This is a genomic window from Undibacterium sp. GW821-FHT11H02 (assembly GCF_058808015.1).
On record NZ_JBXARG010000002.1, the window covers coordinates 130736 to 151035 of the forward strand.

The window sequence follows — 20300 nt, forward strand, 5'->3', positions numbered from 1 at the left end:
ACAGGAGATAGAGATGAGTAATACAGCAGTTGATCACGCACACGATCACTCTCATGGTCATGACGACCACGCCCACGATCACCCACATGGCTGGCGTCGTTATTTGTTCGCGACCAATCATAAAGACATTGGTAATTTGTATTTGTGGTTCGCTTTCACGATGTTGATGGTCGGCGGCGTTATGGCATTGGCAATTCGTAGTGAATTGTTTAAGCCTGGTTTGCAATTAATGGAACCGGAATTCTTCAATCAGTTGACTACCATGCACGGCTTGATCATGGTTTTCGGTGCGATTATGCCGGCCTTTGTTGGATTTGCTAACTGGATGATTCCTTTGCAAATCGGCGCATCCGATATGGCATTTGCCCGTATGAATAACTTTTCGTTCTGGTTGATGCCACCTGCTGCTTTGTTGTTGGCTGGCTCCTTCTTCGTTCCAGGTGGCGCAACTGCTGCTGGCTGGACTTTGTATGCACCATTGTCGACCCAAATGGGACCTGGTATGGATATGGCGATTTTTGCTGTACATATCATGGGTGCGTCGTCCATCATGGGCTCGATCAACATCATCACAACGATTTTGAACATGCGCGCTCCTGGCATGACTTTGATGAAGATGCCAATGTTTTGCTGGACATGGTTGATCACAGCTTACTTGTTGATCGCGGTGATGCCAGTGTTGGCAGGTGCAATCACCATGACTTTGACAGATCGTCATTTCGGTACTTCTTTCTTTAATGCTGCTGGCGGTGGTGACCCAGTCATGTACCAACACATTTTCTGGTTCTTCGGACATCCAGAGGTGTACATCATGATTTTGCCAGCCTTCGGTATTGTTTCTCAGATCATCCCAGCATTCGCACGTAAGCCTTTGTTTGGTTATGCATCGATGGTGTATGCAACTGCTTCCATCGCGATTTTGTCTTTCATCGTTTGGGCGCATCACATGTTTACAACTGGTATGCCAGTCACAGCGCAGTTGTTCTTCATGTACGCAACGATGTTGATTTCTATCCCAACTGGCGTGAAAGTATTTAACTGGATCGCAACGATGTGGAAAGGTTCGATGACTTTCGAAACGCCTATGTTGTTTGCGGTGGGTTTCATCTTCGTATTTACCATGGGTGGTTTCACTGGTTTGATCTTGGCTGTTACACCTATCGATATCCAGTTGCAAGACACTTACTACGTGGTCGCTCACTTCCACTATGTCTTGGTGGCGGGTTCTTTGTTTGCCTTGTTTGCAGGCTACTACTACTGGGGACCAAAATGGACAGGTTTTATGTACAACGAAGCGCGCGGCAAGTTCCACTTCTGGGCATCGTTGGTAACATTTAACATTACTTTCTTCCCTATGCATTTCTTGGGTCTCGCAGGTATGCCACGTCGTTATGCGGATTATCCAGCGCAATTCGCTGATTTCAATATGATCGCTTCATTCGGCGCATTTGGCTTCGGTTTGATGCAGGTGTACTTCATTTTGTTCGTGGTGATTCCATCGATCAAAGGTGGTAAACCTGCGGATGCAAAACCATGGGAAGGCGCAGAAGGTTTGGAATGGACAGTACCAAGTCCTGCACCGTTCCATACGTTTGAAGAACCGCCTATCGTTAAGTGATTCATGAAGTGAGTTACTAAGTAAGCCGTTAAGTAGGCCACTAAGTAAGCCGCTAAGTAAGCCATCAAGTAATTAATGAAACTAAGCCCGGCGCAAGCTGGGCTAGCCAGAAAATGAAAAACCAAAAGAAAAGTAATCTCACCACAGCATTGATTTTGGCATCGGTCGTGTTGGTGTTCTTCATTGGTATTTTTGTGAAACAGACTTTGTTTCGTTGAGCTTGAATCGGAATACGCATGTTGGATGAACTAAAGCCGGAAAATAAGCAAGAGATGTCAGAAGATCAGGCTGAAAATAAGAAGCTCAATTTTCAGATGTTGAAGAAATTGGTGATCATTGCCATAGTGATGTTCGGTTTTGGCTATGCTTTGATTCCAATTTATAAGCAGATTTGTGAAATTACTGGCATCAATATTTTGACGCCAAAGGACATATCTGCTGATGCGGTCGTGAATTCTCAGGTTGATAAAAGCCGTTTAATTACCATTGAGTTCGATGCAAATACGCAAGGCCCGTGGCGTTTCAGGCCCACTGTGTCTAGCTTGCAAGTGCATCCCGGTGAAATGGCGCAAGTGGTGTATGAAGTCGTGAACAAGCAATCTTATAAAATGGATGCACAAGCGATTCCTAGTTATGCACCGCAGCAGGCAGCGGCATTTTTCAAGAAGATGGAATGTTTTTGTTTTAAGCAGCAAACTTTAGAAGCAAATGAAGCTCGACAAATGCCTGTATCATTTTTTATTGATCCTGCGTTGCCAAAAGATGTGAAGACCATCACTTTGTCTTACACTTTTTTTGAGGTAGGTCTAAAAGCTGAGTCTGGTAAAGCTGGATCATAGAGATAGGCAAGTGATGGATGACTTAAAGCAGGCAAGCAAACGTAAGGCATCATTTCTGGCGACGATGAAAGCGGTACTCTGGTCGTTTCTAGGCATACGCAAGAAAAGTGCTTACGAAAAAGATGCGGCGCAGTTGAATCCGGTGCATGTCATCATTGCAGGTTTGATAGGCGCGGCGATTTTTATTACGATCTTAATTATGATCGTAAAGAACGTCGTAGCGAAGTAAAGATATTAGTTTAGGACTTACACAAAACAGAGGCTAGCGTTGTTGTGTTCGTCTCGTCGTGAAATTGCACTGTCTTAGGCTTCACGCCCCCGATACAAACATTCGAGGGCAGGCTCGCCAGCGCAATTTTAGGTAAGCCCTATAGTAAATATTAGTTAATAAATTAGTTAATAATTGAGTTTAAAAAATTGTATCGGGAGATGGAAATGAGTTCTCATAACACTAGTGCACCGTACTACTTCGTGCCAGGTCCTTCACAGTGGCCAGTATTAGGTGGCATTACTTTATTGCTGACTATGCTTGGTGCATCCGCGTGGGTCAATGGCGCAACCTGGGGTGCCTATTTGAATTTTGCAGGTATTTTCCTGACCTTAGTGGTTTTATATAAATGGTTTGGTGACGCTATCGCTGAATCTGAAGGTGGTAAATACAGTGCTCGCATTGACACTTCCTTCCGTTGGAGTATGAGTTGGTTCATCTTCTCTGAAGTGATGTTTTTTGGTGCGTTCTTCGGTGCTTTGTTCTACGCGCGCAGCGTCACCATGCCGTGGTTGGCAGATCTGGATCACAAAGTGTTGTGGCCTGATTTTGCTGCGCATTGGGGCAATATCGGTCCTGCTGGTACTGTTGAAGCGTTTAAGACCATGGGACCATTCCCAATTCCAACGATTAATACCGCATTGTTGTTGGCATCTGGCGTGACTTTGACGATCTCTCACCACGCTTTGCGCGAAGGTCAGCGTTCCAAGACAGCTTTTTGGTTGTTCGCGACGATATTGTTGGGTGCTGTGTTCATGGGTTTCCAAGTCTATGAATATATGCATGCTTACAGTGAATTGAATTTGAAACTGACTTCTGGTATTTACGGTTCAACTTTCTTTATGTTGACCGGCTTCCACGGTTTTCACGTAACGATGGGTGCCATCATGCTGTCAGTTGTCTTGTATCGTTTGATGAAAGGCCACTTCACTGCAGATCATCATTTTGCATTTGAAGGCGCCGCTTGGTACTGGCACTTTGTTGACGTGGTTTGGCTAGGTTTGTATGTGGTCGTGTATTGGCTGTAATGACAAGATGTAATTAAACAAAAAGCCGCACTCAGTGCGGCTTTTTGTTCATAGAGAGCTTAGGTCTTAGTGTATGCCGGTTGGTTGTATCAAACCGAAGTGATGCGCGATCAGGATCAGGATAAACAGACTTATCGAGAAGCCTACGCGAAAGGCTAGGGCTTTCACCGTGCGGTTGCTCTTACCTTTATCCTTCATCAGGTAGACTAAAGCTGAGCCCAGACTGAAAAGTATCAGTAAGAAGGCGATGGCGACCAGGATTTTCATATTAACCACTTTTTCTGCAAAACCTCTATTGTAATGCTTAAGTCTGTCTTGATCCGTATCCTACCTTTTGTCGTGACCGCTTTGTTGTGTGCACTGGGTATCTCGTTGGGGAACTGGCAGACCCGACGCGCGGAGGAAAAAGAAGTCTTAGCGCAGCTCATGCAGGAACAAATGCGTAAGCCCGCGTTAAGTGTTACTAATGAAGTCGTAATAGCTGATTTACCCGCATTTCAACGTTTGAAATTGCGCGGTCAGTTTGTCCGCAGTTGGCCTCTGTATCTCGACAATCGACCGCTAAATGGGGTGGCGGGTTTCTATGTTTTGATGCCGTTCAAACTACAAGATAGCGATGTAACTATTCTGGTCGCGCGTGGCTGGCGTCAGCGCAATCCGGTAGAACGCACTAAAATGCCGGAGCTTGTTACCAATGAGGGAATGGTAGAACTTGAAGGTGTGATTCGCGATCATTTAGATCGCACCATGCAGCTTGGGCAAAGCGATGCTTTAAAGCCAGGCGCGATTGTGCAAAGTTTATCTTTGGATGAATTGCGTAAGCAAAGTAGTTTAAAAATGGTCGACAAAGTGCTTGAGCAAACCTCGGAAGCGAACGATGGTCTGGTGCGTGACTGGCCTAAACCTTCCGCTGGCGCCGATAAGCATAGAGCGTATGCATTTCAATGGTATGGATTGGCGCTGATGGCAGCCATCTTTTTTGTAGTGACAGGAATTCGTCGTGGAAAACGTAGACAATAGAAAAATAGCAGGTCGTTGGAAATTATTTGCCGTGCTCGCTGTATGTGCGGCACCGATGATCGCGTCCTACTTTACTTATTATGTGATTAAGCCAACTGGGCGTAATAATTACGGAACGATTATCGATCCGCGCCAGTATCCCATGCCTGAGCTTAAGATGGTGAGCGAGGAAGGAGCAAAGCCTGTGGCTTTGAGTGAACTAAAAGGTAAATGGATGATGTTGCAGGTTGACACAGGAAGCTGTGCTGAGGCGTGTCAGAAAAAGTTACTCGAAATGCGACAGTTGCGTTTGGCGCAAGGCAAGGCGATGGATCGTATCGAGCGGGTTTGGTTAATTACCGATACTCAAGCTATTGATGAAAAAATGAAACCTGGTATAGCTGGCACGCATTTGTTACGCACCGATCGCGCTGCGTTGGAGAAATGGTTGCCGACGGATGCCGGGACACAAATTCAAGATCATATTTACTTAATTGATCCCTTAGGTAATTTGATGATGCGCTTCCCTAAGGATGCTGATCCCAACAAAGTTAAGAAAGATCTTGGTAAATTGCTCAAAGCTTCAGCCATCGGCTAGGCGCTTGGCTCTTTTATCTAACGCTGTTTGATCCGACCTATTATGTTCATCCAAATCGCTATTTATGGACTATTGATTGCCTTGTTTCCTTTGGCAATCGTTTGGGCTTCCAAAGACAACAATAAGTACCGCAAGTTGATCGCGGTCACTTTATTTCTTACTTTTGACCTGATCGTGTTTGGTGCATTTACGCGCCTGACTGATTCAGGTTTGGGCTGTCCCGATTGGCCAGGTTGTTATGGCCAAGCCAATCCTTTTCAGGCGCATACAGAAATAAAAGCGGCAGAAGCTTTAATGCCTACCGGTCCGGTGACGGTGATGAAGGCCTGGATAGAAATGATACATCGCTATTTGGCGACCTGCGTTGGTGTCTTGATTACTGCTCAGATGATAATCGCCTGGTGGCGTCGGTCCAGCTTGCGCCATTCACCTTGGTTAGCGACAGTGTTGTTCGTCTTAGTGCTGGTGCAAGGCGCATTTGGTAAATGGACCGTCACAATGAAGTTGCAGCCGATTATTGTGACTATTCACTTATTGTTGGCGTTGACCTTGTTGTCACTGCTGGTTTGGGCTTGGATGCGCGAATCGCCCTCGGTAGAAATTGGTATCCAAGCCTGGATGCGAACTTTAATTCCCATCGTGTTCTTGGTGCTACTCACGCAAATAGCATTGGGCGGCTGGGTCAGCACGAATTACGCCGCATTAGCTTGTCATGATTACCCGTCTTGTAACGGTGAAGTGATACCTGAGTTGGATTTTGAGCATGCTTATGTCTTATGGCGCGAATTGGGCAAAACTGCCAGCGGTGATTATTTGCCTTATTCAGCGCTAGTGACTATACAATGGGTGCATCGTAGTTTTGCCTGGATCGTTTTCTTGAGCTTGGGACTGACTGCCTTCCTATGCCGTAAGCATGAAACTCTAAAAAGCAATAGCAACGCTATCTTGGCCGTGCTCGTGGTGCAATTCTTAAGTGGCGTGGCGACAGTTTATTTTTCCTGGCCTTTAGCCATTGCGGTTTTGCATAATGCGGGAGCGGCCTTACTTGTGCTGCTGCTGAGCATGTTAAACTATCGCGTTCGCGCCAGCACTTAAGTTAGGCGTTATTTGAACTCTTAATCGCCGTCCCCGATCGCCTCTACATGACTAAGTCCAGTAATTTAAATAATCGTTTTTTTCAATATCTTGCCCTGACTAAACCCAGGGTCACACAGCTCGCAGTGTTTTGCGCTGTGATAGGTATGTTTCTGGCGACGCCAACGCTACCCAACTGGGAGCGTGTGGTCGCTGCAACGATAGGTATATGGTTACTCGCAGGTGCTGCTTTTGCGGTTAATTGCCTGGTCGAGCGCGAGATTGATGCGCGTATGGCACGCACAGCACGTCGCCCCAGTGCGCAAGGTGAGTTGAGTGCCACTCAAATTATGGTCTTCTCAGCAATCATAGGTGGTGCCGGCATGTGGGTGTTATATGCCCTGGTAAATCCTTTGACGATGTGGTTGACCTTCGTCACCTTCGTTGGCTATGCCGTCATTTACACCATTATTTTGAAGCCCTCCACACCGCAGAATATTGTGATTGGTGGTTTATCTGGCGCCATGCCACCGGCTTTAGGTTGGGCGGCAATTGCCAATGAAGTACCGATGCAAGCCTGGTTGCTGGTCTTGATTATTTTCGTTTGGACGCCACCGCATTTTTGGGCGCTTGCGATGTATCGCCGTGATGATTATGCAAAGTCGGGCTTACCTATGCTGCCGATTACGCATGGCATGGAATTTACGGGCTTTCATGTTTGGCTGTACACCATCGCCTTATTTGCCACAACATTGTTGCCCTATGCTGTCAAGATGAGTGGCTTGATTTATCTGGTGAGTGCAGTGGTTTTAGGCCTGGGGTTCTTATGGTATGCATGGCGTATTTATCGTCATTACGATGACGTATTGGCGCGCAAGACCTTTACCTTTTCTATCGTGTATTTATCCTTGCTGTTTGTCGCACTTCTGGTCGACCATTACATAAAGCTGTGATATGAAAACCTCTTTTTTGTCTTCACCTTGGACTCGCCGCAGCTTATTGAGTTTTTCCTTGGTGTCTGCGTTTAGCTTAGTCGCTTGCAATAAGACGGACACCGCAGAAAAATTCATCAATACTGATCTGACGGGCTTACCCTACGGTAAAGAATTCACGCTCACTGATCAGAATGGTAGAACACGTACTTTGCAAGATTTTAAAGGCAAAGCAGTGGTCTTGTTTTTTGGCTACACGCAATGCCCGGATGTCTGTCCGACCACGATGTTTGATATGGCCAAAGTGATGACGCAGTTAGGACCTTTGGCTGACAAGGTGCAAGTTCTTTTCGTCACAGTCGATCCTGAGCGCGATACGCAAGCTTTATTGGCTGCCTATGTACCTAACTTTGATAAACGTTTCCTGGGCTTATATGGAGATGCAGCGGCAACTGCCAAAGTAGCTAAAGAATTCAAAGTGTTCTATCAAAAAAGTGCGGGTAGTACGCCTGAAAATTATTCCATGGATCATACTGCAGCAAGCTATGTGTTCGATCCAGAAGGTCGTATTCGTCTTTATGTGCAGTATGGACAAAAGCCAGAGGCGATCGTGCATGACTTAAAGATTTTGCTGAAATAAGTAAGCGATTCAAAACGCTCAGCACAAAGAAAAAGGCACTCAATTTAACTTGAGTGCCTTTTTTATTCAGCTTGAGAGCGGATACTACATCGCTTAAACCTTATGCATAGCTGCTTAAAGAGCCCTTCATTTTTTTCAAGGCTGCGCTTTCGATCTGACGTATGCGCTCGGCTGAAACGCCATATTCATCGGCCAGGTCATGCAAAGTTGCGCCAGAGCCATCATCATTTTGTAACCAGCGTGATTCGATGATATGGCGGGAGCGTGGATCCAGTTTGGCTAATGCAGATTCCAAACCTTCACTTTGCAAACGGTCATATTGCTGCGCTTCAATGACGCGGGTTGGTTCTTCTGCTTCTGTTTTCAGGTAAGCGATAGGTGCAAATTTTTCATCTTCGTCATCGCTGGAACCATCTAAAGCCACATCGCGACCCGACAAACGCATTTCCATTTCGATTACGTCTTCACGTTTGACATCGAGTTTGCTCGCCAAGCTGTCAATTTGAGAAGGTGTCATGGAATCCAGACCTTCTTTGTTCGAACGCAGATTAAAGAACAATTTACGTTGCGCTTTCGTCGTCGCGACTTTGACCAAGCGCCAGTTTTTCAAGATGTATTCATGCATTTCGGCCTTGATCCAATGCATAGCATAAGACACCAAGCGTACGCCTTGGTCAGGATCAAAGCGTTTGACCGCTTTCATCAAACCAATATTACCTTCTTGAATCAAATCGGCATGAGGCAAACCGTAACCTAAATAACCACGCGCGATAGAGACCACCAGGCGTAAGTGGGACATAACCAATTGCTGCGCGGCGTTGAGGTCGTTGTGTAATTTTAATTTGGTCGCGAGATCAATTTCTTCTTCGTGCGACAGCATAGGCAAACGATTGACGGCAGAGATATAGGCATCAATATTGCCTAGTGTGCCAGTGAAACCCAGTGCTAAAGCTGTGCTGTCCGAAGAATGCAAAATGCCTTGTGCTGATGTTTGTGTCATGTTTCCTCCTGATATCAAATCAGATTATTTCCGTAATGCCGTACCAAAAATTATTTCTCAGTACTTTCAAGTTCTAATATTAGCACTCAATCGGGATGAGTGCTAATAATCTGTTTGTTTTGTCGAATTTCAAGGGGAAATGTATAAAAAGTCTAATTTTTTACCGATTTGTTAGCGCACTTATTCGTGCCTTTAAAATACGATTGAAATCGTAGGGGGAATCGCTAAGTAATTGATCTTAATGTGGAATTTTCGATAATTGACGTCGTACGGACAGATAGGCGCCACACAGGCCTAAAATTTTGCTGACCGCGATTAAACACAGACTTGGTAGGAGCCCGAGCGGGCTGAGGTGAAATTCCGACGCATACAATTTCGCGAATTCAGCGATGGCCTGATTTAATGGCTGTAAAGATAAGGCGACTAAACCCAATGCCAAACCACCCGCCAATACGCCCAGCATCGCCCCCGTGTAGTAATAGGGCTTATGAATGAAACTATTGGTCGCGCCTAACATGCGGCTGACGCTGATTTCGGCCTGATGCGAAATCACCTGCAAGCGGGTCGCATTAAATACCACCACGATCACCACGACTGCCAAAGTGCCAGCCAGAAATAACAAGGCCATCTGCAATACTTGCAATAATGCCGCCAGACGTTTGACCCATTCCGAGTCAACTTGCACGACATCGATATTGTCCAGGCCGCGCAAGGCGGTGGTGAGTTGTTCTGCTTTGTTGCTATCCGCATTCGCTAAAGACAATACATAGGCATCCGGTAGTGGATTGCCACCTAAAGTCGCAAGCACTTCTGCCAGACTATTCGTGCCTTCCATGGCAGCCAGCGCTTTATCCTTTGGAACAAATTTTACTTTGGCACTGACTTTAAGTTCTTTCAATACTTGCTTAATCGGTGCTGCCATCGCTGCCGCGTCGGTGCTAGCTAAGTCAGGTTTCAAAAATACACTGATTTCAGGTTCGATAGAGAGTTGAGAGGCGACTGGGCGTATATTTTCTAATACCGTTAGACCCGCGATAGGCAAAGCCAGTGCAATCGCGACCACCAATACATTGAACAGAAAGTTGCCGGGGGCTGCTCGCAAATGGGTCAGCGCAGCGCGTGAAGCGTAGGCATGTTGGCGAAACCAGTTAGTCATAATGAATTCTATCCTTACGATTCTTGTTCAGGCATGTGCCATTGACGTGGACAGCGTAGCGTTTGGCGCCATCACTGTAGCTGGAACTGAGGGAATAGCAGCAGACGTCCATGAATCAGTGACCTCACCTTTACTCAAATAAATAACGCGGTTCGCTTGTTCCAGAAATTGCTCATCGTGACTGGAAATGATGCAAGTGACACCCGAGCGTTGAAAGGCTTTTAACGCATTGATGACGATGATTGCATTCTCACGATCCAGATAGGCGGTTGGTTCATCTGCCAGAATGATTTTGGGACGATTGACAATGGCGCGGGCAATAGCGACACGTTGTTGTTCCCCGCCCGAGAGTGAAAGTGGAGAGGCATCAGCTTTGTCTTGAATATTTAATCGTTCTAAGGCCGCATAGGCACGGGCTTCGGCATCAGCTCTCGATTCACCCACCACGATCATCGGTAACATCACATTCGCCAGTACACTGCGGTCCAAAAGCAGGCCTTGTCCTTGCAAAATCAGACCGAGTTTGCGCCGTAAGTAGGGCAGGCTGCCGCTTTTTAACTTACTGATGTTCTGGCCATTCATCATGATCAAACCACTGCTCGGTTTCTCTAGACCTGCAATCATTTTGAGTACGGTGGATTTACCAGCACCGGAGGGACCGGCTAAAAAAACTAACTCACCATCGCCGATAGAAAACGAGACATCGCGCAAGGCGTAAATGTCGTGGGCATAGGCTTTCGATACATGTTGAAATTCAATCATTGAGATCTATCTTTCTATTCACATCCTTACTACTTGGTTATTTGCGTCGCTATTTACTTAGTTGAGCAAAGCATCCACGAATTCTTGTGCATTAAAAGCTTGTAAATCTTCGATTTGCTCGCCAACGCCGATGAAATACACAGGAATCGGACGGGTTTTGGCAATTGCAGCTAAGACGCCGCCTTTGGCGGTGCCATCCAGTTTAGTGATGATCAAACCAGTCAATTGCAATGCATCGTCAAATGCTCTGACTTGTGCCAAAGCATTTTGGCCGGTATTGCCATCAATGACCAGTAAGACTTCCTGCGGTGCGCCCTCCATGCCTTTGGCAATGACGCGCTTAATCTTTTTCAGTTCTTCCATCAAATGCAATTGTGTCGGCAAACGGCCTGCTGTATCCACCATGACAACATTGGTGCCACGTGCTTTGGCTGAAGCGACCGCGTCAAATGCCACTGCCGCCGGATCGCCAGACTCTTGGGCAATGACGGTAATATTATTGCGCTCACCCCAGACCATCAATTGCTCTCGGGCTGCAGCACGGAAAGTGTCGCCAGCCGCCAAGACCACCGATTGCTTATGCACTTGCATATGTTTGGCAAGTTTGCCTATGGTCGTGGTTTTGCCTGCGCCATTGACTCCTGCAATCATCATGACTAAAGGTTGATAGCGCCCCAATTCAAATGGTTTTTGCAGAGGTGTTAATAAGTCCAGCAATAAAGTTTTGAGCGCTGCTTTGACTTGTTCGGCCTCAGTTAATTTTTCTTCTTTGACTTTGCGTTTCAAGTTGTCCAACAAATGTACGGTGGCTTCAACGCCGGCATCGGAGGTCAATAAAGCAGCTTCTAATTCTTCATATAAATCGTCATCGATTTTGGCACCAACGAACAAGGTCGTTAAGCTAGAGGAAGTTTTTGCTAAGCCTTGTTTTAAGCGCGCAATCCACGACAACTTAGCAGGTGCGACTTCGGCTTGTGTTTCGACTCTTGCTTCTTGTGCTACCTTGTTTGCAGTCGACTGGTCTAAAGCTGCGTGTATAGTTTGAACTGAGGTCGATGTGTCGATTGCGGCATTGCTAGGCGCTGTCCCACTGGCTTCAGGACTAAGGCTGGTGCTGACTGGCTCGGGTGTTTTTTTTCTGAAAAAGCTAAACATGGATCAGGGTTGACTCGAAAAAGGTAAATGTTGAGATCGTTCGCGGACAGTGGTATTTGACTTGTCAAATACGTATGTTAAATCAGGAAAATGGGTAAAGAAGCTCAGAGAACACCAGACCTGCTGCGAAAAACCTTTAGAATGCTGCCATTCTAACAGAGCACACTGACGATTTTCCGCCCCCGCTATGAATCACAACAAGAATCGCCCCAAACCTTCGTTCTCCTCCGTGAGCAATGTAAATAAGCGTGCTAATCATAGCCAGGCTAGCCATCAAGTCCGCATTATTGGCGGCGACTGGAAGCGTACCCCTTTGACTGTGATCAGCGCGGATGGCCTGCGCCCAACACCGGATCGGGTGCGTGAGACGGTATTTAATTGGTTGAATCATGTGTTTAACAGCCAGTGGACGCACATTGTTTGTCTTGATATGTTTGCCGGAAGTGGTGCTCTGGGCTTTGAGGCAGCGAGTCGTGGTGCCGCGAAAGTGACTATGTTTGAAGCGTTTACGCCAGCTTTCAAGCAATTAGAACAAACTAAAGCGAAGTTAAATGCAGAACAGATTACTTTGCAGCGTGGTGACGCTTTGCTATTGGCTCAACATCTGGTTTCCCGTGCTGAAAAGTTTGATCTGATATTTCTTGATCCACCGTTTAACCTCGGTTTCCTAGAAAAAATTATGCCACTGTGTGCGGATATATTGAAGCCTGATGGTGTTTTGTATGTGGAATCCGAGCAGACTGTCAGCGCGCAGGACGGTGTTGGTGTGCCGGCATGGTGTACAGGTTGGCAAGTCTTGCGCCAAGATAAGGCAGGCAGTGTGTACTTTCATTTGTTGCAACGCAACACTGAGTCCGGTGAAGCGGATTAAAATCTGGGATAATGCGCATCTAAAATTAAATACTAAGTCTGTCGATAAAGAGCAAGCGTCGATATGAATTTGGTAAAAATCGCACACTACACACCAAGGAAAAAAAATGGTTACAGCTGTTTATCCAGGCACCTTTGATCCGCTCACGCGTGGCCATGAAGACTTGGTGCGTCGAGCTTCAGGCTTGTTTGACACCTTGATAGTCGGTGTTGCCGACAGCAAAAATAAAAAACCCTTTTTCTCACTCGAAGAGCGCTTAAGCATCGCGAACGAAGTTCTGGGACATTATCCCAATGTTCGGGTAGAAAGCTTTTCGGGTTTGCTCAAAGATTTTGTGCGTAAGAACGATGCGCGAGTGATTGTGCGCGGCTTGCGCGCGGTTTCAGATTTTGAATATGAATTCCAAATGGCAGGCATGAATCGCTATTTATTACCAGATGTTGAAACCATGTTTTTGACACCATCGGATCAATACCAATTTATCTCTGGCACGATCGTGCGCGAGATTGCGCAATTTGGCGGTGACGTTTCTAAATTTGTCTTTCCTTCAGTCGATGCCTGGCTGAAGAAAAAAATCACTGAACAAAATAACTAAGTTTCAACTAAGTTGAAACGACCTAGAAATAAGTAATAAAGACCACTATGGCGCTACTAATTACCGATGATTGCATCAATTGTGATGTATGTGAACCTGAATGCCCCAATGAAGCGATTTATATGGGGCCAGAGATTTACGAGATCGATCCGAATAAGTGCACGGAATGTGTAGGGCATTATGACGAGCCGCAATGTCAGCAAGTTTGTCCCGTCAGCTGCATTCCGTTTAATCCCGCATGGCGTGAGACCAAAGAGCAATTGATGGCGAAATACGAAACACTGCAAGCCGCCGCAAAAAAAACTTAAAACGGAAACTACCGCAAAGTGTCAGTCTTCCAGTGATTCACAAACGCGATTTCGCCCCTGATCTTTCGCCTCATACAAAGCCCGATCGGCGCGCAGCAATAAAGTCTGCGCCGCGTTTTCAATTTCTCCCAGATTGTGATCATCCGACAGGGTAGCAATGCCTATCGATAAAGTGACGTCACACAATCCTGTCATGCTCAAAATGAAGGCTTTATCGGCCACGCTCTTGCGTATCCGTTCCGCGACATGTTTGGCGTCGCTATGACTGGCGTTGACCAGTAACACAATAAATTCTTCGCCGCCAAATCGTCCCAAAGTATCGCTCAGGCGTAATTCTGCTTTGATGCGCTTCGCCGTCTCTTTTAGGACTTCATCACCGCCTTGATGGCCGTGTACATCGTTAATTTTCTTAAAGTGATCGATGTCCAGATACATACAAGAAATGCCGTAATGCTGACGACGTGCGCGCGCAATTTCTTCCAACATACGCAGCTCTACATGGCGACGATTACTGACATTGGTTAAGGCATCGGTTAGGCCGATTTGGGTCAGACGCTCACTATTAATCACATTCTCAAGGCAGATCGCGATAATAGAGCCAAGCCGCTCGATGAAATCGGTACCCATATCGCTGACAAAACGTTCAGGGTCGCTACTACCTAAATTCAAGCTTCCCAGTAATTTACTTTGTCGTATCAATGGGATAACCGCGATACTAATCGGCTGATCTGTGCAGGGCGCAAATAATTTGCTGTGTTGAATTGGGTCGTAGACACCAAGTACGGGTTTTCTGAGAGGTTTATCGTTGAGACGCAGTTCTGTCTCGTTTTGCACAAAAAGTAGCAAAGGGAATTCGGCATTATCAATTTTCAGATCGGCCAGCATTTCCTGCAAATTGTGCTGCGAATTGAGTAGCGATAAGCTCACTTGATCAAGCTCACAGATCTCCGCCAGCGTCACAAAAATATGTCCTATTAATTCGCGAAAACTGTGAGCACCTATGAGTTGTAAGTCCAGCGTTTGATGACGCGATAGTATCTCTTGATTGTGGCGCGCCTCTGCCAGCAAATCGTTCAACTGAGCTCGCACCACCTCGACTTCATGTTGCATAGGATCGCCATGTTGATTGGCCGTAAACGTAAGTGACTTATCCATGGGATCTCTCGCGAGCAGGGGGTTCAAATAAAAGCATTTTTGCAACAATGCTATTACTGTATCATAGCCCGCTATTGCCAACAAAAATTGCTAACAAAAACTCACATTTTTTCACATACTATGAATGTCTTTGTTTTGATGACAGGCTCACTGATTTCCTTCTTCCTCTCCACGGCTTCGCTTGTTTTTTCGGCACAGCACGCCCAAGTTGTATCTCCTGCGGACGAAAACGCAGTTGTCGTGAAGCCACGACAGAAACTGAGTCAGGCTGTGCAAGCGGTGCAGGTGAGTGGCATGAAAGATCAGGACTGGAAGCCTTATCGCCAAATGCTGAGTGGCTTGAATGCGTTCGAGCGACACCACGCATTGGCACCAGACACGCAATTGCGTTTTATTGTCAGGCCACAAGTTGAAGGGCTGGCGATAGCAGACATCCGTCTCAAGATTGTCGGTGATACGATACAGATACCCATTGCATTGGCCGATAATGGTAGCTTTGAATTGCCACGCAATCCGAAAGCAGCAGATGAAAATGCAGATCTGGTCTTGAATCAAAAACAAAATTGGGTGCGATGGAATTTGTTGGCACTGCGTACGCCAAGCTTATCCCAGCATCAGCGTCGCATGGGCGATCTGCGACTTACTTGCGAAGTGTTTGCGGCGATGGAAAATATCGAAAAATTGCGCAGAGAATTTAATTTGCGCGGTGTCACCGCAGACAATTTATGCCAGTCACCACGCTTGAACTGGACCTTTTATGAAAACCAACGCTTGATCAGCGCCAAAGTATTTAGTGAATCGCGCATAGAGGTGTTGCAGTTAAGTAAGGATGCGCGAGGATTCATTGTCAATTTATTTGATCTGTCCTTGGGGAATAATGCGCTAATTGAGCTTGAGTTTGCGGAGGAAGAATGAGGTATTCAGGCCGGTACTTATACGAACTAATTTGAAAAGACTGCCACAGAAAATACGATGTTTAAGGAAGGACTCTCCGTTTATTTTGGCTAATCAAATGGCTTATATCCACGCTAGTTTTAGTTAGCAAAACTTAGGTGGGATTATGGCTTGAGGGTTTTTTAGACTATAGGTTTTCTCAAAGGCGATACGGTGGGATATCGGGTTTGGCTTTATTTTTTATTGCTTTTTGAGGTGGGTGTCTTTGCTTTCTTCCCAAGAGACCTACAACTATCTGTGGGAAAACGTGACTCAAGGTAGTTACAACCTCACGGCCAAAGCGACTGACAACATAGGTGCGAGTACAACCACTAGCGTGGTACCAGTGAGTGTCACGGCCAGTGTGGCGAAGATTTATGATATTCATGCGGATCATTTGGGTACGCCTCGGATGGTGACTGATGCCAGTGGGAATAGTGTTTGGGAGTGGATCGGTACACCGTTTGGTGAGAGTTTGCCGAATCAGAATGCGGGTAATACTGGGGCGCAGAATGACTTTGTGATGAATTTGCGGTTTCCTGGGCAGGTGTTTGATAAGGAGACTGGGCTGCACTATAACTACTTTAGGGATTATGATCCGAGCATAGGGCGTTACGTGCAGAGTGATCCGATTGGGTTGGGTGGCGGGGTTAATACCTTTGGGTATGTGAATGGTTACCCTACTATTGATTCTGATCCACTCGGATTGCATCCATCTCAGAAAGGATTTTGGTATCTTCAGAGAGCTATCTATAATTCAACTATTCCACATAAATATTATTTGACGCTTGTTGATGCAACAAATTATGCAGACGGAAAGCAATTTCAGGATGCTGCTAGTGCTTTTAGGCATGGAATGTACAGCCCTACTTTTGACGGCACAAGAAAACAGGCTTGCCAGAAAGCACAAGATTTTATTGATAAACAATATCAGGCTGGTTGGGATGCTCAAGATCGCGGGCAACCGGAATGGGGGGCACGTCAGTTTGGTATCGGTCTTCATACGATACAAGATATGACATCTCCTTCACATCGTGGCTTTCAACCTTGGGGAGAAAAGGCAAATTGGTTTGTAAGAAAAGGGAGAGAAATTTCACATGTCTGGAAAGAGCTATCTTACGATCCCGCACTTGAAAATTTAACAAGCGAAGCGTGGAATGACTTTATGAATCGTCGATTACCTAAAAGGCTAAATTGTGAATGTTTTAACTAGAAAAAATGGGAGAGTTTGGTTTGCTATTTTGGCCATCACCATGAGTACCCCAGCGTATGCGAGCGGAGATCCCATGGTTCTTATCATTTTTTTATTCGGCTTGGTATTTCTTCAAATTTTTCTCATAGCGATGAATTATATTTACAAAGGGAAGAAACGTGATGAATTAGTCTTAAATGTAGGGTTTAGTTTTTTAGGATGGGTTTTGAATGTGATGATGCCAATCACTATTTCTACACAATTTGAGAATTTTTTTGGTATTGAAGATGGATTTTCAATTTTTTATTTTTCATTTTTTTTATTATTCTTGATGCCATACCTTATATTAGGGATGTGGCGGTTCATAAAACAAGGTCAACAATAGGGCAACGCATAAGATAGGGGTCATTGCGTCAGGCTAAGGACGGGGTCTGACCTTACATTTGACATTGAAGCCAGCGTAGGTACGATTAAAGCGAAGCGCAATCGTACGCATGCAATTAGAACCAATCACACCCAATCAAAACTCATAGATCCATGCCCAATTATCGACGTGCATTTGTTGCCGGTGGAACGTGGTTCTTCACGGTCAATCTGTTGCAGCGACATAAGAATGATTTACTTGTGCGAGAAATCGAATTGCTTAGGAATGTCGTTCAACAGGTGCGTCAAAAGCATCCCTTTCACATCGATGCATGGGTTGTGTTGCCAGAGCATCTCCACTGCGTTTTGACTCTGCCGCCCGGCGACAGCGATTTTAGTTTGCGATGGCGCCTGATCAAAGGCGCATTTTCTCGTGCTTTACCAAGGGAAGAAAGAATATCTGCGACGCGCCAAAAGTACGGTGAACGGGGCATTTGGCAGCGACATTTTTGGGAACACTTGATCAGAGATGAACTTGATTTTCAACGGCATGTCGATTATGTTCACTTCAACCCTTTGAAACATGGTTTGGTGAAATGCGTACGCGATTGGCCTTACTCTACCTTTCACCGTCACGTTGAGAACGGAATTTATCCATTGGATTGGGGCGGTGATTTGGAAATTCAAGTTGGTGGTGGCGATTGACATGCGTACGATTACGCTGCGCTTTAATCGTACCTACCTTGCTGACTTTACTTAGCATGTTAGAGGCTGGTTGTTAAGACGTGCCGTCACCGGCAAAATACACAAGACATCCACCTCAAAAGGCAATAAACTTAAATAAAAATGTCGCCAATTATTTACTAATTAAATAAGCTAATCCCACGTCAGTTTTAAATCGCAAAAACGGAGGTGGGATCATGCCTATGGCTCGTAAAAAATATTTGTCCTTAGATGCGACACCGTATTATCGCTGCATCGGGTGCTGTGAAATTTGTGCCATTACATCCGCAATGGCTTTGATCACAGCTTGTGGATGCGTGGCATGAATAATATGTCCAGCAGCTGGCACGATACGGACAGTGCCGCGTTGAGATAAGGCAGCGATCTCTTTTTGCATCGATAGATTTTCCGCCTCAACTGCTTTGTTGAGGGCACTTTGTGGCTTACCCGGTTGCGCGAATGGGCTGAGCCCACGCACCAAAACTATGACGGGAAGCGCGCCGAACGAACCGCGCGCGGCACGCAGTTCCGGATTTCCAGATGCCCAAACATCGGATTCAGCCTGGCGCAAACGCCAATACGCTGGTGACATGTTTTGAACCTTACGTGCGGCATCAAGTCCGCGACCATCGCTAACGGAGCCAATTTCAGTTTCGCTAAAACAAGTACGTTGCAGCTCGCTGCCTGGCAGGAATCCTTTTTCAGACTCTGCGAGACAGGCTTTTTCTATATCGGAAAACATCGTTTGTATCTGTGCGAACTTTCCCTGACTCGCCTTATTCAAACGGACAAGGCTATCTTCATGTTCCGCCTCTACCAACACTAATCCGCTCACTTCGGTCGGGTAACGATAGGCAAACAGTTGGGCGTTGGCGGTACCGAAGGAAGCTCCAACCATGATATATGGTGGCGCAATTCCGGCCGCAGCTAGCAGCGTGTGAAGATCTTCCACCGCATTGCCCGAGGTTGGTGGTCGCGTTGAAGGATCACTAAAACCCAAACCAGCACGGTCGTAAATACAGGCACGCGTTTGCTTGGCCACTGCTGGCTGCACATGCACCCAATTCCAGCCGGCTTCGCCGCCAGGTGCATCAAATATCACGGTGGTTTTTCCACTGCCGCTGCAATACAGATTAAGGCGCCGCCCGCCGATATCAACCAGTTGCTGCGGTTTGGCAAATTGACTGCGCTTGTCGCTTGTCTCATTGGTATTGATAGGCTTTACGGGAGCACCAAAAGCTAGCCCAGTAAAAACTACGCCGGCGAGTAGGGACAGGTTTAAAACTGGTTTGAACATGTTTGATCACTTATATGAATGGGTGGACACGCTGTAACTTTGGCGATCCAATTTAATCGTGGTGGAATGATAAATTAAATTGAACGTGACCGGGATCATTTCAACCCTGTCGCATATCGCCATTTACGCTAGGCGCGGCTCTAATGCCACCAATAGATACACAAGACAGTTTTATATCGCAAAAACAGAGGTGGGATCATAATGCTTATGGCTCGTAAGCATTATGTTTCCTTAGCCAGCGTAGGTATGAATAAAGCGAAGCGCAATCGTACGCATGCAATTAGAACCAATCACACCCAATCAAAACTCATAGATCCATGCCCAACTATCGATGTGCATTTGTTGCCGGTGAACGTGGTTCTTCACGGTCAATCTGTTGCAGCGACATAAGAATGATTTACTTGTGCGAGAAATCGAATTGCTTAGGAATGTCGTTTAACAGGTGCGTCAAAAGCATCCCTTGCGTATCGATGCATGGGTTGTGTTGCCAACGCGGTAAGGCGCAATAAGTAGGACATCAATAGCCGCAGGCGTATTGCGCCGCATGAAGGTGCTTGCAATATGTTGATGTTCCAAAACTGCTGATCTATCTTTATCTGTAAACAAAAAAAGCCACTCCCTCCGGTAACACGGATGCGAGTGGTTTCTTTTTTTAGCGGCTAAGTAAAAAGCAAATTTACGGCATAAAGCACTCAATCGCCAACGCAGTAAGGCGCAATAAGTAGGGCGTCAATAGCCGCAGGCGTATTGCGCCGCATGAAGACGCTGGCCATATGTTGATGTTCCAAAACTGC

The 20300-nt window shown here is 46.1% G+C and carries 25 protein-coding genes; 18 read left to right on the forward strand and 7 right to left on the reverse strand.

The genetic code is table 11. The features are described from left to right. Positions 1-13: 13 nt before the first annotated feature. The 5 genes from ctaD (at position 14) to AC1RR2_RS02885 (ending at position 3753) form a co-directional block, all read left to right on the forward strand. Positions 14-1618: a cytochrome c oxidase subunit I gene (ctaD, locus tag AC1RR2_RS02865; protein WP_493220800.1), complete on the forward strand. Its 1605-nt coding sequence runs from the start codon at positions 14-16 to the stop codon at positions 1616-1618. Between the two features lie 113 nt (positions 1619-1731). Further along, a complete protein-coding gene (locus AC1RR2_RS02870) occupies positions 1732-1836 on the forward strand; it encodes a cytochrome oxidase small assembly protein (RefSeq protein WP_222612416.1) in 105 nt (34 codons plus the stop codon). Between the two features lie 54 nt (positions 1837-1890). After that, the gene (locus AC1RR2_RS02875; RefSeq protein ID WP_493220996.1) at positions 1891-2457 is read left to right on the forward strand and encodes a cytochrome c oxidase assembly protein; all 567 of its coding nucleotides are present in this window, start codon (positions 1891-1893) and stop codon (positions 2455-2457) included. 13 nt (positions 2458-2470) lie between these two features. Next, positions 2471-2686: a DUF2970 domain-containing protein gene (locus tag AC1RR2_RS02880; protein WP_493220801.1), complete on the forward strand. Its 216-nt coding sequence runs from the start codon at positions 2471-2473 to the stop codon at positions 2684-2686. A gap of 206 nt (positions 2687-2892) precedes the next feature. After that, positions 2893-3753 carry a cytochrome c oxidase subunit 3 gene (locus AC1RR2_RS02885; RefSeq protein WP_493220802.1) on the forward strand — a complete coding sequence of 287 codons (861 nt, stop codon included), beginning with the start codon at positions 2893-2895 and terminating at the stop codon, positions 3751-3753. 66 nt (positions 3754-3819) lie between these two features. Here the strand turns inward: AC1RR2_RS02885 and AC1RR2_RS02890 are convergent, their stop codons facing one another. Beyond that, on the reverse strand, positions 3820-4020 hold the full coding sequence (locus AC1RR2_RS02890; protein ID WP_493220803.1) for a twin transmembrane helix small protein: 201 nt from the start codon (positions 4018-4020) through the stop codon (positions 3820-3822). Positions 4021-4053: 33 nt separating this feature from the next. Here AC1RR2_RS02890 and AC1RR2_RS02895 point away from each other — a divergent pair, with 33 nt between their 5' ends. From AC1RR2_RS02895 to AC1RR2_RS02915, 5 genes are read left to right on the forward strand one after another with little or no spacing between them, the layout of a single operon-like run. Then, entirely contained in the window at positions 4054-4773 is a 720-nt protein-coding gene (locus AC1RR2_RS02895; protein ID WP_493220804.1) for an SURF1 family protein, read from the forward strand. Beyond that, on the forward strand, positions 4754-5350 hold the full coding sequence (locus AC1RR2_RS02900; RefSeq protein ID WP_493220805.1) for an SCO family protein: 597 nt from the start codon (positions 4754-4756) through the stop codon (positions 5348-5350). Before AC1RR2_RS02895 ends, AC1RR2_RS02900 begins: the two co-directional genes overlap by 20 nt. Positions 5351-5392: 42 nt before the next feature. Then, positions 5393-6445 (forward strand): COX15/CtaA family protein, encoded by a 1053-nt coding sequence (locus AC1RR2_RS02905; protein ID WP_493220806.1) that lies wholly within the window; start codon positions 5393-5395, stop codon positions 6443-6445. A 47-nt stretch (positions 6446-6492) separates the two neighbouring features. Then, complete coding sequence (gene cyoE, locus AC1RR2_RS02910) at positions 6493-7377, forward strand: heme o synthase (RefSeq protein WP_493220807.1); 885 nt, start codon at positions 6493-6495, stop codon at positions 7375-7377. A 1-nt stretch (position 7378) separates the two neighbouring features. Next, the gene (locus AC1RR2_RS02915; RefSeq protein ID WP_493220808.1) at positions 7379-7996 is read left to right on the forward strand and encodes an SCO family protein; all 618 of its coding nucleotides are present in this window, start codon (positions 7379-7381) and stop codon (positions 7994-7996) included. 100 nt (positions 7997-8096) lie between these two features. Here the strand turns inward: AC1RR2_RS02915 and rpoH are convergent, their stop codons facing one another. The 4 genes from rpoH to ftsY all read right to left on the reverse strand — a co-directional run bounded on the left by rpoH (position 8097) and on the right by ftsY (position 12069). Continuing rightward, positions 8097-8996 (reverse strand): RNA polymerase sigma factor RpoH, encoded by a 900-nt coding sequence (gene rpoH / locus AC1RR2_RS02920; RefSeq protein ID WP_493220809.1) that lies wholly within the window; start codon positions 8994-8996, stop codon positions 8097-8099. 238 nt (positions 8997-9234) lie between these two features. Continuing rightward, positions 9235-10152, reverse strand: a complete 918-nt coding sequence (locus AC1RR2_RS02925) for a cell division protein FtsX (protein WP_493220810.1) — start codon at positions 10150-10152, stop codon at positions 9235-9237. A gap of 27 nt (positions 10153-10179) precedes the next feature. After that, positions 10180-10914, reverse strand: coding sequence for a cell division ATP-binding protein FtsE (locus AC1RR2_RS02930; RefSeq protein WP_493220811.1), 735 nt, complete (start codon positions 10912-10914; stop codon positions 10180-10182). Positions 10915-10971: 57 nt separating this feature from the next. Next, the gene (ftsY, locus tag AC1RR2_RS02935; RefSeq protein WP_493220812.1) at positions 10972-12069 is read right to left on the reverse strand and encodes a signal recognition particle-docking protein FtsY; all 1098 of its coding nucleotides are present in this window, start codon (positions 12067-12069) and stop codon (positions 10972-10974) included. A 229-nt stretch (positions 12070-12298) separates the two neighbouring features. Between ftsY and rsmD the strand changes: the two genes are divergently transcribed. From rsmD to AC1RR2_RS02950, 3 genes are all read left to right on the forward strand, one after another. Further along, positions 12299-12940, forward strand: a complete 642-nt coding sequence (gene rsmD, locus AC1RR2_RS02940; RefSeq protein ID WP_493220813.1) for a 16S rRNA (guanine(966)-N(2))-methyltransferase RsmD — start codon at positions 12299-12301, stop codon at positions 12938-12940. A 106-nt stretch (positions 12941-13046) separates the two neighbouring features. Next, entirely contained in the window at positions 13047-13535 is a 489-nt protein-coding gene (gene coaD, locus AC1RR2_RS02945; protein WP_493220814.1) for a pantetheine-phosphate adenylyltransferase, read from the forward strand. 47 nt (positions 13536-13582) lie between these two features. Next, complete coding sequence (locus AC1RR2_RS02950) at positions 13583-13843, forward strand: YfhL family 4Fe-4S dicluster ferredoxin (RefSeq protein WP_493220815.1); 261 nt, start codon at positions 13583-13585, stop codon at positions 13841-13843. 21 nt (positions 13844-13864) lie between these two features. Here the strand turns inward: AC1RR2_RS02950 and AC1RR2_RS02955 are convergent, their stop codons facing one another. Continuing rightward, positions 13865-14998, reverse strand: coding sequence for a GGDEF domain-containing protein (locus AC1RR2_RS02955; protein WP_493220816.1), 1134 nt, complete (start codon positions 14996-14998; stop codon positions 13865-13867). 120 nt (positions 14999-15118) lie between these two features. Between AC1RR2_RS02955 and AC1RR2_RS02960 the strand changes: the two genes are divergently transcribed. The 4 genes from AC1RR2_RS02960 to AC1RR2_RS02975 all read left to right on the forward strand — a co-directional run bounded on the left by AC1RR2_RS02960 (position 15119) and on the right by AC1RR2_RS02975 (position 18191). Then, a complete protein-coding gene (locus AC1RR2_RS02960) occupies positions 15119-15913 on the forward strand; it encodes a hypothetical protein (protein ID WP_493220817.1) in 795 nt (264 codons plus the stop codon). A gap of 244 nt (positions 15914-16157) precedes the next feature. Continuing rightward, on the forward strand, positions 16158-17144 hold the full coding sequence (locus AC1RR2_RS02965; RefSeq protein ID WP_493220818.1) for an RHS repeat domain-containing protein: 987 nt from the start codon (positions 16158-16160) through the stop codon (positions 17142-17144). Then, a complete protein-coding gene (locus tag AC1RR2_RS02970) occupies positions 17128-17508 on the forward strand; it encodes a hypothetical protein (protein ID WP_493220819.1) in 381 nt (126 codons plus the stop codon). The genes AC1RR2_RS02965 and AC1RR2_RS02970 overlap by 17 nt, the downstream gene beginning before the upstream one ends. 152 nt (positions 17509-17660) lie before the next feature. After that, complete coding sequence (locus AC1RR2_RS02975; protein WP_493220820.1) at positions 17661-18191, forward strand: REP-associated tyrosine transposase; 531 nt, start codon at positions 17661-17663, stop codon at positions 18189-18191. A gap of 262 nt (positions 18192-18453) precedes the next feature. Here the strand turns inward: AC1RR2_RS02975 and AC1RR2_RS02980 are convergent, their stop codons facing one another. Beyond that, positions 18454-19506 carry an alpha/beta fold hydrolase gene (locus tag AC1RR2_RS02980; protein WP_493220821.1) on the reverse strand — a complete coding sequence of 351 codons (1053 nt, stop codon included), beginning with the start codon at positions 19504-19506 and terminating at the stop codon, positions 18454-18456. A gap of 201 nt (positions 19507-19707) precedes the next feature. Here AC1RR2_RS02980 and AC1RR2_RS02985 point away from each other — a divergent pair, with 201 nt between their 5' ends. After that, on the forward strand, positions 19708-19896 hold the full coding sequence (locus tag AC1RR2_RS02985) for a hypothetical protein (protein ID WP_493220822.1): 189 nt from the start codon (positions 19708-19710) through the stop codon (positions 19894-19896). The last annotated feature ends 404 nt before the right edge of the window (positions 19897-20300 follow it).